This window comes from Synechococcus sp. CCY9201 (assembly GCF_034931105.1).
Taxonomy (GTDB): Bacteria; Cyanobacteriota; Cyanobacteriia; order PCC-6307; family Cyanobiaceae; genus CBW1002.
On sequence record NZ_JAYGIC010000030.1, the window covers coordinates 1 to 11,931 of the forward strand.

General features: G+C 66.6%; 10 protein-coding genes and 1 pseudogene. 7 read left to right on the forward strand and 4 right to left on the reverse strand.

The genetic code is table 11. The features are described 5' to 3' along the window. Positions 1-5: 5 nt before the first annotated feature. Positions 6-1,364, reverse strand: coding sequence for an efflux RND transporter periplasmic adaptor subunit (locus tag VB716_RS03165; protein WP_323269694.1), 1,359 nt, complete (start codon positions 1,362-1,364; stop codon positions 6-8). Between the two features lie 90 nt (positions 1,365-1,454). Here VB716_RS03165 and VB716_RS03170 point away from each other — a divergent pair, with 90 nt between their 5' ends. Next, entirely contained in the window at positions 1,455-1,874 is a 420-nt protein-coding gene (locus VB716_RS03170; RefSeq protein ID WP_197156137.1) for a DCC1-like thiol-disulfide oxidoreductase family protein, read from the forward strand. A gap of 23 nt (positions 1,875-1,897) precedes the next feature. Continuing rightward, a complete protein-coding gene (locus VB716_RS03175; protein ID WP_197156135.1) occupies positions 1,898-2,695 on the forward strand; it encodes a hypothetical protein in 798 nt (265 codons plus the stop codon). Between the two features lie 28 nt (positions 2,696-2,723). On the opposite strand, the gene VB716_RS03180 is transcribed toward VB716_RS03175, so the two are convergent. Further along, positions 2,724-3,170, reverse strand: a complete 447-nt coding sequence (locus VB716_RS03180) for a TspO/MBR family protein (protein ID WP_197156133.1) — start codon at positions 3,168-3,170, stop codon at positions 2,724-2,726. An 85-nt stretch (positions 3,171-3,255) separates the two neighbouring features. Next, entirely contained in the window at positions 3,256-3,441 is a 186-nt protein-coding gene (locus VB716_RS03185; protein ID WP_197156131.1) for a hypothetical protein, read from the reverse strand. A gap of 146 nt (positions 3,442-3,587) precedes the next feature. On the opposite strand from VB716_RS03185, the gene VB716_RS03190 reads away from it, so the two are divergent. The 5 genes from VB716_RS03190 to VB716_RS03210 all read left to right on the forward strand — a co-directional run bounded on the left by VB716_RS03190 (position 3,588) and on the right by VB716_RS03210 (position 11,614). Then, positions 3,588-4,196, forward strand: a complete 609-nt coding sequence (locus VB716_RS03190; RefSeq protein WP_323269696.1) for a flavin reductase family protein — start codon at positions 3,588-3,590, stop codon at positions 4,194-4,196. A gap of 41 nt (positions 4,197-4,237) precedes the next feature. Beyond that, the gene (locus VB716_RS03195) at positions 4,238-6,010 is read left to right on the forward strand and encodes an ATP-dependent DNA ligase (protein WP_323246886.1); all 1,773 of its coding nucleotides are present in this window, start codon (positions 4,238-4,240) and stop codon (positions 6,008-6,010) included. Between the two features lie 83 nt (positions 6,011-6,093). Further along, complete coding sequence (locus tag VB716_RS03200) at positions 6,094-8,577, forward strand: ligase-associated DNA damage response DEXH box helicase (RefSeq protein WP_416238075.1); 2,484 nt, start codon at positions 6,094-6,096, stop codon at positions 8,575-8,577. Positions 8,578-8,688: 111 nt separating this feature from the next. After that, complete coding sequence (locus VB716_RS03205; protein ID WP_323269698.1) at positions 8,689-10,770, forward strand: CHASE domain-containing protein; 2,082 nt, start codon at positions 8,689-8,691, stop codon at positions 10,768-10,770. 151 nt (positions 10,771-10,921) lie between these two features. Next, positions 10,922-11,614 (forward strand): gamma-glutamylcyclotransferase family protein, encoded by a 693-nt coding sequence (locus VB716_RS03210; protein ID WP_323269699.1) that lies wholly within the window; start codon positions 10,922-10,924, stop codon positions 11,612-11,614. 45 nt (positions 11,615-11,659) lie between these two features. Here the strand turns inward: VB716_RS03210 and VB716_RS03215 are convergent. Then, a pseudogene (locus tag VB716_RS03215) lies at positions 11,660-11,931 on the reverse strand (4Fe-4S binding protein); the annotation flags it as partial.

Here is an 11,931-nt window from a genome sequence, read left to right on the forward strand (position 1 = left end):
CAGCGTCAGCGCGGTAGGCGAGGGCCGCCGCCGCGGCCCGCCGGTTGTCCGAGGGGGGAGGCGGCGGACACCGGACGGTTGTTGGGGCTGCGGCGGCCCGGCGTTGAGAGGAACACCCGATCGCCGGCGCCGACGCCACCGAGCACCTCGGTGAGGCTGCCCACCGTGGCACCCACCCGCACCGATTGGAAGCGAGGCTTCCGATCGGGCCCCACCACATACACACCCATGCCCCCCTCCTGGCTGACGATGGCCGGGGTGGGCACCAGCAGGGCCTCCGGACGGCGGGCCACCAGAAACTGGGCGGTGAGGTTCATGCCGGAGCGCAGCTTCTTGGCGTCCTGCGGCGCCAGGGCGATCCGCACCTGGAAGCTGGTGACGTTCTGCTCCACCACCGCCTCCGGAGACACCAGCCGCACCGTGCCCCTGAACGTCTGGCCCGGGTAGGCATCCAGCTGCAGCTCCACTGGTTGGCCCTTGAAGATCGAGCCCACATCCACCTCCGCCACGTTGGCCATCCCCTCCAGTGCACTGGCCAACGCCAGGATCGAAGACGAGGTGGCCGAGGTGGTGGCGCTGGCGGAGGTGGTGGGTGTCACGAAGGCACCGACATCGGCGTATTTCTGGGTGATCACGCCTGAGAACGGCGCCCGGATCGATGTGTCATTCACCTGGGCCTGGATCGTGGCGAGGGCTCCGCGGGCCTGCTGGACCTGGGCGCGGCCGCTGTCGATGTCCTCCCGGCGGGGGCCGGCCTTGAGCAGATCCAGCTGGGCCTGCAGGGCATTGACCCGGGCCTCCGACGCCAGGAACTGGGAGCGGCTGCTGTCGAAGGCAACGCGGGCCACGGCACCCGACCCATAGAGCTCCTGGTTGCTGCGGTACGTGGAGCGCACGGCGATCAACTGGGCGGTGGCTTCCTGGAGGTTGCGCCGGCCCTCTTCGATCTCCAGGGGGCGGTTGCCGGCCAGCAGTCTGCGCAGGTTGGCCTCGCTGGTCGCCAGGTTGCCCTGGGCCTGGAGCAGAGGGCCCCGCAGATTGCTGTCATCCATGCGGGCCAAGAGCTGGCCCGCCACCACCCGATCCCCCTGATCCACCAGCAGTTGGCTGACGCGCCCGGGCTGCTTGGGGCTGATGTTCACAGGCGTGATCGGCCGGATCGATCCCGCCGCCGTCACCCGGATCGCAATCGCACGCTGCTGCACCGCGGCTGTCTGGGCGGCAAGCGCACGCTCCTCCTGCGAGCGCCGGTTCTGCTGCCACAGCAGCCAGCCGCCACCGGCTAATCCAACCGCCAACAGGGCGATCAGGGGCAGCCGCATGCTGAGCCCATGGCGGCCTGGCGTGAGGGTCGGTGGACCCAAGGGAAGGGAGAGCGGAGGGTCTGCGTCCACCACCCTCCTTAGCCAGGGTGACCAGACTGTGACCCAGGATCCCCGTAGTCGTGACAGGCCATGACCCTGACCCCTGATCCGGTGCTCGTCTACGACGGTGGCTGTCCGTTCTGCAGTCACTTCGCCGTTCTCAGCGAGCTGCGCGGTGGGATTCCCGGTCTGCGGATCGTCGATGGCCGCGACGCTGCAGAGCTGCGGCACCGGCTGGCAGAGCGAGGCTTCCATCTGCGGGATGGGGCGATGCTGCTGCAGGGGGAGCAGGTGCTGCATGGCGCTGCGGCGATCACCTGGATCTGTGAGCGCCTGCGCCCCAGCGCCCCCTTGCTGCAGGTGCTGGGTCCGTTGTTTCGGGGACCGGAACGGGGCCGGCGCCTCTATCCGTTGCTCCTGCTGGGCCGCCGCCTTGCCCTCGCCCTGAAAGGGCTGCCCGTGGATCCGGATGGGCCGTCGGTGCCGCTGATGCAGCATGGCCAGCGGTAGATCCTTGGGCGCTCAGGAATCCGATGACCGATGCAGCCACACCTGATGCAGCCACCTGGCTGAGCGATCTGGGTGATCTGTTCGATCGGGTGGAACAGGTGGCCGGTGTGCCTCTGCAGACCCTGTGGGTGTCGGAGCTGGAGGATCAGTCGATCCTGCTGCCCGCCAGCGACGCCGATCCGGTGCATCGCATTCTCTACAGAGACAACACCCACGAGACCACGCCCTATCTGGTGGCGATGGAGGCGGTGCAGCTCCTGCGCGTTCTGCAGGCTCCCGGCGAGCAGCAACTGGCGATGCTGCCGCGGCGGGAGGCGCGGGAGCGGGTGGTGAGCGAGGCGGAGCGACGAAACCGGGATCTCTCGCTGGCGCAGCAGCGTCAGGTGGGGCTGAATCTGTACAACACCACCCTCAGCCAGTTACGCACCGTGCCGCCGGCGATGGCGGTGGATCGCTGGTTGTTCGAGCAGTTGCCCCAGCTGCGCAGCCGCCAGGACGCTTTCCTGCGGCAGCAATGCCAGGAGCTGGCGGAGGGCCTGGCCCTGGGCATGGATCGGCGCATGCCACCCCTGGTGCTGCAGGCCAACAGGGCCATGGATGCCGCCTACGCGATTCATGCCGCCACCCTCAGCGGCGTCCCGGAATTCTCGCTTCCCTACCAGGGAAGTGCCTGGGAGGAGCTGGGCACCGAGCTGCTGCAGCTCGCTCAGGCCTCGACCTCGGATGCGGCCGAATCCACGGAGGTGAGCGATCCGGATCGCCAGGTGATCGATGCCTGGGCCGAACGCCTGGGCATCGCCCGCTGGTACGACTGGAGCTGAAGGGCTGCTGACGTCAACGCCCAGCGGCTCAGCGATTCAGCCGCTCCATTCGCCAGGTCACGAACGTGCCCACCGGGCTCCAGAGCAGGAAGGGCACCAACAGCCCTGCCGCCGGCCGCGACACCGGCAGCACCGAGACGGCCAGACCCACGCCCCAGATCCAGCCCGCCAGGCCAACGGCAGTGCCGTTTCGCAGCCGGCGCGTGCGGCAGATCACCCAGGTGTAGCTCTGCACCAGCAGCAGCAGCAGCAGGAAGCCGGCCATGGCACCAGCGCTGGCCGTTGCCTGCCATACCAGCAGGGCCGAGCCGTAGAAGCAGAGGTAGATCGCCAGCCAGATCAGCGGGATCCATCGCTCGAAGGTGAGCCATCTCGGCCGGCGTAGCTGCAGAAACCATCGGAACTCCGCGCGGGACGGATTGAGCAGTGCCCCGACGGCCACGATCACAGCCAGGATCACCAGTGCAGCCAGCATTGCTTCAATCCCATCACTTCCAGGCTGATGCGCTAGGCCCTGCGTGGAGGTTCTGCCAAGCGTTTCTGTGATGTGATGGTGTTGCTCAAGGCTTGGTGGGGGCAGCGCCGGCAGATGCCGCTGGCGACACGCCTGGTGACACACCTGGCGACGCGGTTGGCGGTGGATTGAGGGAGTCGTCGAGGCCCAAGTCGATTTCCCCGATCCAGAGCACCAAACCGGCCAGGCAGGCCAGGGCTGCGAGCAGCAGCAGCCAGTGACGACGATCCATGGCGCAGCAGATCAAGGGCTGCGGAATTTCAGCACGTCGCTCGGGGGGCGGAGCCGTGCCTCCAGATCTCAGGACCCTCAGCCAAGACCTGGTGCAGCATCATTCGCTTGACGTTCAGGGTGCGCTGTATGGCCGAGCCCGCGCCGATGCGATCCATCGATCCCGACAGCCTCGATGGCGGCGCCCTGTATCGGCTCTGCACCAGCCTGGTGGTGCCTCGGCCGATCGCCTGGGTGAGCAGTATCAGTGGCGACGGTCAGCCCAACCTGGCGCCGTTCAGCTTCTTCAATGCCCTGAGTGATCAACCGGCCGTGCTGATGGTGTCGATCGGCGCCCACCGGGATCGCGAGAAAGACACCCTGCGCAATCTCCGTCAGACCGGCTGCTTCGCCGTGCATGTGGTGGATGAAGACTTGGTGGAGCCGATGAACATCACCGCCGCCGACTATGCCCCGGGCATCAATGAATTTGTGGCAGCGGGCCTCCAGGCCGTGGCCTGCAGCCGCATCGCCGCCCCCCGGATCGAGGCCGCTGCGGCCTGCATGGAATGCGATTGCATCGATCTGATCCCAGTGCCCGGCACCCGTTTCACCATGGCCCTCGGCCGCATCGTGATGGTCCATGTCCAGAGCCGCTGCTTGACGGAATCCGGCATGGCCTCGCCGGAAGCGCTCCGCCCCGTGGGGAAACTGGCCCTGAATGCCTATACCAAACTCGGCGAACTCTTCGAGCTGCAGCGCCCCAGGCTGGGGTGATCCGGATCCGCCAGGATGGCGCCAGCGTCCATTGGACCGGCATGCAGGCGTTCGTGGCCCTGTTCGCCCACCTCGATCACACCACCGCCACCCGCGCCAAGGTGGAGGCCCTGGCTGCCTACTTCGCCGCCACCGCTGCCCGTTCCCCCGCCGATGCGGCCTGGGCGCTGCACTGCCTGCTCGGCAAGCAGCGCCGCCGCCTGATCACTGGTCGCCGCCTGCGCCAGATCTGTCTCGAGGGCACCGGCCTGCCGGACTGGTTGTTCGACGACTGCCATGCCCAGGTGGGCGATTCCGCTGAAACCATTGCCTTGCTCTGGCATCAGACCGCCCCGGAGGTTGCCCCACCACGCACCACAAGGGCCGCCGCACCACCCGCCTCGGATCCCACGGCTCTTCTCCCTCCCATGGCCCTCCCCCTGGCCCACTGGATGGAGCAGCTGCTGCCCGGCCTTGCCGGGCTGGAGGGCGAGCAACAGGCGGCTGCCGTGCAGGCCCTCTGGCAGCAGCTGCAACCGCAGGAGCTCCTGGTGGCCAACAAGCTGCTCACCGGTGGCTTTCGCGTCGGCGTCGCCCAGGGACTGGTGATCCGGGCGCTCGCCCAGCTCAGTGAGCTGGAGGAGCCGTTGCTGGCCCATCGCCTCATGGGCGGCTTCCAGCCCGGTGCCGCCGCCTGGACGCAGCTGCTGGCTCCCGCCGAAGCCGGCGGCGCCTGCAGCAGTCGCCCCTATCCCTTCTTCCTGGCCTCCCCGCTGGAGGCCAGCACGCACTCACCTCTTCCGGGTTCCCCCGCCGATTGGCTGGTGGAGTGGAAATGGGACGGCATCCGCGGCCAGCTGATCCGCCGCGCTGGTGAGAGCTTCCTCTGGAGCCGCGGCGACGAGCTGATCAATCCGGTGTTCCCCGAGCTGATCGCCCTGGCGGACAGCCTTCCCGATGGCACCGTGCTCGACGGTGAGGTGATCGTCTGGCCGCAGGAGGCCGATCGTCCGGCCCCCTTCGCCCAGCTGCAGCGCCGCCTGGGCCGCAAGGCACCGGGCCGTTCGATCCTGGCGGAGTGCCCCGCCGCTTTCGTGGCCTACGACCTGCTGGAGCAGGGGGGCCGCGATTGCCGTTCCGAACCCCTGAGCCTCCGCCGCGCCGCCCTGGAGGCTCTGCACCGGCAGGTCACTGCGGCGACACCCACCCCCGCAGCCGGGCTCCTGCGTCTCTCCAGCCTGCTGCCGTTCGATCACTGGGACGGGCTCGAACCGCTGCGGCACCAGGCTGGCGCCGCCGGCGCGGAGGGTCTGATGCTCAAGGCCATCGCCTCGCCCTACCTGGCCGGTCGGCGGCGGGGCCACTGGTGGAAGCACAAGAAGGAGCCGCTGCGCCTCGATGCGGTGATGCTCTACGCCCAGGCCGGCAGCGGCCGCCGCGCCAACCTCTACACCGACTACACGTTTGGCTTGTGGGAGCGGGATCCGGCTGATTCCAGCGGCGATGCCGGCCAGCTGGTCACCTTCGCCAAGGCCTATTCCGGCCTCGATGATGCCGAGATCAGCGAGCTCGATCGCTGGATCCGCAGCCACACCCTGCAGCGGTTCGGGCCGGTGCGGGCCGTGGCGCCGGACCAGGTGTTCGAGCTGGCCTTTGAGGGGTTGCAGCCCTCCCGTCGCCACCGCAGCGGCATCGCCGTGCGCTTTCCCCGCATCGCCCGCTGGCGTCGCGACAAACCCGCCGCCGAAGCCGACAGCCTCGCTTCGGCGCGGCGCCTGCTTGAGAAGCAGTCCGATCTGGGCCAGTCCGACCAGGCCCAGTCCGATTCGTGCTGACCGTGGTTGTACGGAACAGCCGCAGCCACCGTGCCCTGCTGGCTCCGATCGAGGCCTGGTTCGCCCAGCGCGGCTGGCGGCCGATGCAGTTCCAGCGGCAGTGCTGGACCGCCGATCTGCAGGGCCGCAGTGGCCTCATCCAGGTTCCCACCGGCTCCGGCAAGACCTACGCGGCGGTGATGGGCCCGATCGCCCAGCTGCTGGCCGAGGCGGAGGCCGCCGGCGGAGCCGGCCTGGCTCCCGGGATTCGCCTCCTCTACCTCACCCCGCTGCGGGCCCTCAGCCGCGATCTGGCGCTGGCCATCCGCGAACCGATCGTGGCGATGGCCTGGCCCCTGAAGGTCGGCATCCGCAACGGCGACACCAGCAGCAGTGAGCGGACCCGCCAGCTCCGCACCCCGCCCCAGATCCTGATCACCACGCCGGAGTCCCTGTCGCTGCTGCTGGCGAACCAGAGGGCTGCGGAGTTGTTTGCCCAGCTCGATGCGGTGGTGCTCGATGAATGGCACGAGCTGCTCGGCAGCAAGCGCGGCAGCCAGAGCGAGCTCTGCCTCAGCTGGCTGCGCCGCCAGCGGCCGGGGCTGCGCACCTGGGCGATCAGCGCCACGATCGGCAACCTCGAGGAGGCGGCGCGGGCCGCCGTGGGGGTGAGCGACATCGATCCTCTGATCGTCACGGCCCGGCTGAAGCGCCAGACCCGCATCCGCAGCCTGCTGCCGGAACGGATCGATGGCTTCCCCTGGGCCGGTCACCTTGGCCTGCGCATGTACGAGACGCTGGTGGATGGCCTCGAACCGGGTGTTGCGACCCTGCTGTTCACCAACACCCGCAACCAGGCCGAGCGCTGGCACCAGTGCCTGCGCTACGCCTGCCCGGAGATGGAGGGCGCCCTCGCCCTGCACCACAGCGCCATCGACCGCTCCGAACGGGAGGCGATCGAGAGCGGCGTCAAGAACGCCGAGATCCGCTGGGTGGTCTGCACCAGCTCCCTGGATCTGGGGGTTGACTTCCAGCCGGTGGAGCGGGTGGTGCAGATCGGCAGCGCCAAGAACCTGGCCCGCTTGCTGCAGCGGGCCGGCCGCAGCGCCCACAGCCCCGGTGGCATCTCCCAGGTGCTGTTCATGCCCACCAACGCCCTCGAGCTGCTGGAAGTCAGCGCCATGCGGCGGGGTCTGGCCGCCGGTCTGGTGGAGCAGCGCCGCCCGCCTGACGCGCCGATCGATGTGCTGCTGCAGCACCTCACCACCCTGGCCTGTGGCCCCGGCTTCAACCCCGAGCAGGAGCTGGCGACGGTGCGCACGGCCTGGAGCTACCGCCACCTCGATGACGCCACCTGGCAGTGGTGTCTGCGTTTCCTGGAGGACGGGGGCGATTGCCTGGGGGCCTATCCCCGCTACCGCAAGTTGCAGCGGGCGGCGCTGCTGCCTGACCGCATCGACCGCGAGCGCCCGCCCAGCCCCGGAGAACCCTTCGCCTATGTGGTGCGCGAGCCGGCGATCCAGCGCCTGCATCGGCTGCACATCGGCACGATCACCGCCGATCGCGCCGTTACGGTGCGCGTCGTGCGCGGCGCCGTGTTGGGCCACGTGGAGGAGGCGTTCATCTCCCGCCTCAAGCCCGGCGACGTGTTCTTCTTCGCCGGTCGCCAGCTGGAGTTCGTGCGGCTGCGTGAGATGACAGCCCAGGTGAAGGCCAGCAACCGCCGCAGTACCACGGTGCCGGCCTGGGCGGGGGGGCAGATGGCCCTCTCCGATCTGCTCAGCACCCAGCTGCGGGCCGAGCTGCACCGCTGTGCCCTGGCTCTGGCCCGATCGGAGCCGAATCCCGCCGGCCTCGACACCCCGGAATTACGCGCTCTCGAGCCCCTGCTGCGCCGCCAGGCGGATCTCTCCCATCTGCCGCTGGAGACGGAATTCCTGGTGGAGATCTGCTCCAGCCGCGAGGGTCAGCACCTCTATGCCTACCCCTTTGATGGCCGCTTCGTGCACGAGGGCCTGGGCTTCCTCTGGGCCTGGCGCCTTGCCCGCTGCCAGGCCACCACCTTCACGGTGTCGGTGAATGATTGCGGCTTCGAGTTGCTGGCCCCGCGTGGTTACCCCCTGCTGGAGCTGTTCGAGCTGCAGGCGGAGGAGCTGCTCGACGACTCCTGCCTCGAACGTGATCTGGAGCAGGCGGTGAATCTCTCCGAGCTCTGCCGCCGCCGCTTTCGTTCCATTGCCCAGATTGCAGGGTTGGTGCGTCATGGCTACCCTGGGAAGTCCAAAAGTGGTGGCCAGCTGCAGATCAGTGCCGCCCTGCTGTTCGAGGTGTTCGGTCGGCATGAGCCGGACAATCGTCTGCTGGAGCAGGCGCGCCGCGAAGTGATGGCCGAGCAGCTGGAGTTGCCCCGGCTGCGCCAGGCCCTGCGGCGGCTGCAACGCTCAGAGTTGCGCCTGGAAACCCCACAGCGGCAGGGTCCTCTGGCTTTCCCTCTGCTGGTGGAGCGGCTGAACAGCCGCATGAGCAATGAATCGGTGTTGGAGAGGGTGCGTCGCCTGATCGCCGAGGCTGAGCGGCGCGAAGGCTGATGAAGAGCTGTTCGGTTGGGTTGGCGTTGCCGTTTTCTGGGCTCCAGAGCAGCGATACTGAAGGGGCGATCTCCTGCTGGCCTGCATCCCCACGGCGCTCCAGTTCCAGCCATGACGGATAGCGAACCCCCTCTGGAGGCAACGAGCGAAGTTCCGTTCTGGAGACAACGACACTTTGTCTATCAGGTGTTGCCGCAGGTTGTGCTCTTCCTGAGTCTGTTGCTCACGGCCGTGGCCGTGGAGTCTGCACGACAGCGGGGGATCAAGGAGCATCTCCGCCTCGAAAAGGCGCTGGCAGATGATATCCGGGACGCGGTTGAACGGCGTTTTGAGGTCAATACGGCTCTGCTCTCCTCGGTGGTGGGCCTGTTCAACGCCTCAGAGGATGTGGAACGGCAGGAGTTTCAGAGCTTCTTCCGTGAGATCGCAGGAACGGCAACCAATCTCAGAGGGATTCAAGGAGTTGGCTTTTCGCGATTGATTCCAGAAGGCCAACTCAAGCTCTTCTTGAATAGCATGCGATCGAAAGGGCGCAACGATTTTCGCGTATTCCCTGAGGGCCGGCGGCAAATTTATACCGCAATTGAGTTTCTTCAGCCAAGCGACTGGCGTAATGAGCGAGCAGTCGGCTATGATATGTATAGCAACCCTGTGCGGCGTGAGGCGATGAAGCGTGCTGCGCTGACGGGGCTCCCGTCTCTTTCTGGGAGGGTGAAACTGCTTCAGGAAAATTCAGACGATGTCCAGGCAGGGGCGCTGCTTTATCTGCCCATCTTTCGTGATGGCAGTCGCATGCACGTCAAGGGTGTGTTTTCCCCGGCAGGACGTGGAGATGCTGCGTTCAAGGACTTGCTCGGTTGGGCTTACTCCCCCCTGCGGATGGCTGATCTGGTCCAGGCTGCACTGGTGCCGATCAGGAACCCTTATCTCCGCCGAGCCAGCTTTGCATTATACGACGGCAGTCTTGCGACACCAAGTGAACTGTTGTTCAGTCAGTCGGCTGGACGGGTGTTAACCCAGCAGGCGGATGGGTCTGGTACTCCCGATTTGAAGTATGCCTCCTTCTCGAGATTCAATGTTGGCGGCAGGACCTTTCTGCTTGGCGTTCAGTTGGGTCGAACCAGTGGAAAATTCTGGGGGCTCAATGCCATCGCCTGGATCACCCTTGCGATTGGTGTTGTTTTCAGCAGCGCCATCAGCGGGATCACCTGGCTGCTTGTCCGGAATCATCGGTTGGTGCTGAATCAGCTGACCATCTCGCAGGCCCGCAACCGGGAGCGGGCCCTGGCGGCCACTGTCTTCGAGCAATCGTCGTATGGCATCACCATCACCGATTCAGATGCAAGACTGATATCCTGCAATCAGGCCTTTTCTCAACTCACGGGCTATAGCCGGCAAGAGTTGCTTGGCCAAAATATGAGCATCCTCAAGTCCAACCGGCATGACAAAGCTTTCTTTCGACAGCTCTGGGAGTGCCTTCAGCATCAGGGTCGCTGGGAAGGAGAGATCTGGAACCGCCTGAAGAATGGCGAGTTGAGGCGGCATGAACTCACCATCAAGGCGGTCTGCAACGACGGTGAACAACTGATTTGTTATGTGGGGATGTTGCACGACATCAGCGATCGCTACAGGCAGGAGGCTGAGATTCGTTTCCAGGCTCGGCATGACTACCTCACAGGCCTGCCCAATCGCGCCGAGCTGATTGTTCAGATGGATCAGGCCTTGGCCCGGGCCAAGCGCTATGGCTTGCGGGTGGCGCTGGTGTTCCTGGATCTCGATGGCTTCAAGCCCATCAATGATCAGCTCGGCCATGCCACAGGCGATCGTGTGCTCAAGACCGTGGCGGCACGCCTTCAGCTGGTGATCCGTGAAAGCGACACCCTGGCCAGGCAGGGTGGTGATGAATTCGTGTTGCTGATTCCCCAGGCTTCCGATCAGAACGGACTGATCACGCTGGCGCACAAACTGCAGGAGCAGGTGGAGTTGCCCATCCCCGAGCTGGAGGGGCTACCGCTGTCTGTGAGCATCGGTATCGCCCTGTTTCCGGACCATGCCGCCAGCGCTGAGCAGTTGCTCCACCTGGCGGATCAGGCCATGTATCAGGCCAAGCAACAACGTCAGGGCTCCAGTGGACATGTCGCCATCGCAACCCCCGACGCAGGGGAAGCGATGCCATCGCAACGCCCTGCCTGAGAGGCTGGGCTCAGTTGCTCAGGCCCGTTCGAGTCGTTTGACGATCCAGGTCATCAGGCCGAGCGAGGCCGCCAGAGCAAGCAACAGCGCAATGGTCATGGACGACATCAGCAGGTCAACGGATTATCCCAGTCGCGCTGCCACCCCTGGCATGCAGGCCGTCTTCGTCTACGGAACACTGATGCGGGGCCATCGGAACCATGGCTGGCTGGCTGGAGCTCGGTTTCTGGGCCGGGGGTGCCTCGGCGGAGCTGTTCTCTATGACCTTGGCCCCTTCCCGATGGCTGTTGAGATGGATGGCTGCTTCCCTGTCGCCTCGCCCAGCGCATCCGCGTCGCCATCATCCCCAACCCCCTCAACCGAAAACGGGGTCATCCACGGGGAGGTCTATGCCGTGAATGAGGCTCAGCTTGGCGATCTCGATCGGCTGGAAGGTGTGCCGCGGCTCTATCGGCGCCAGCGGCTTGTTCTGCTGGATGGTCGAGAGGTGTGGGTCTATCTCGGACGGGCCCGGCAGGTGCGGCATGTGGCGCCGATTCCCGATGGCCGTTGGCGCGGACCTCGCCAATCCCGGGGGACGCGGCGCTCACCCGTCACGCCGCTGGCGCTGTCGGGATGGTTGGCGTTGGGGCTTGGGTTCATGCCCAGCCAGGTCCATGCCGACAGCCGCCACGACTGCCAGCTCTGGAGGGGGAGCAGCGGCAGCCAGCGGGCGATCGTGGGTAACCGGCTCGGCGCTGAGCATCTGCTCACCAAGGATCACAAGCTGGCCCAGACCCCCACGGATCAGCCCGTGGCGCTCTATCGCCGCAGTGATCTCGAGCGCCTCTGCCGTGGCTACTGATCGTCTGAGCCACGGATCTTCAGTTCCGCAAAGGCAGGACCGGGTTCAGGGTAAAGCCACCAACCAGCGACCGCCCGCACCGAGGCCCAGCACCAGCAGGGGACCCAGCAGCCAGCGCCAGCGGTCTGCCTGGCGCAGGCGGCGCTGCAGCACCCACGACCCCACCACGCCAACCAGCACCACCAGGCTCTGGCAGAAGGTGATCACGTGCGGATCAGCACTCCAGCCCGGCAGGGTTGCCGCCAGATCCGGCGCCAGCGGCGTCAGGCTCACCGGCAGCAGCTGGCCGGCCTCGACCATGCCCAGCGGCAGGTAGC

What these genes read in the sequence shown, in the direction of transcription:
- VB716_RS03175 (WP_197156135.1), top strand. Translation starts at nt 1,898, where the DNA reads ATGACCGATGCAGCCACACCTGATGCAGCCACCTGGCTGAGCGATCTG.
- VB716_RS03185 (WP_197156131.1), bottom strand. Translation starts at nt 3,441, where the DNA reads ATGGATCGTCGTCACTGGCTGCTGCTGCTCGCAGCCCTGGCCTGCCTG.
- VB716_RS03190 (WP_323269696.1), top strand. Translation starts at nt 3,588, where the DNA reads ATGCGATCCATCGATCCCGACAGCCTCGATGGCGGCGCCCTGTATCGG.
- VB716_RS03210 (WP_323269699.1), top strand. Translation starts at nt 10,922, where the DNA reads ATGCAGGCCGTCTTCGTCTACGGAACACTGATGCGGGGCCATCGGAAC.
- VB716_RS03195 (WP_323246886.1), top strand. Translation starts at nt 4,238, where the DNA reads ATGCAGGCGTTCGTGGCCCTGTTCGCCCACCTCGATCACACCACCGCC.
- VB716_RS03180 (WP_197156133.1), bottom strand. Translation starts at nt 3,170, where the DNA reads ATGCTGGCTGCACTGGTGATCCTGGCTGTGATCGTGGCCGTCGGGGCA.
- VB716_RS03200 (WP_416238075.1), top strand. Translation starts at nt 6,094, where the DNA reads ATGCAGTTCCAGCGGCAGTGCTGGACCGCCGATCTGCAGGGCCGCAGT.
- VB716_RS03170 (WP_197156137.1), top strand. Translation starts at nt 1,455, where the DNA reads ATGACCCTGACCCCTGATCCGGTGCTCGTCTACGACGGTGGCTGTCCG.
- VB716_RS03205 (WP_323269698.1), top strand. Translation starts at nt 8,689, where the DNA reads ATGACGGATAGCGAACCCCCTCTGGAGGCAACGAGCGAAGTTCCGTTC.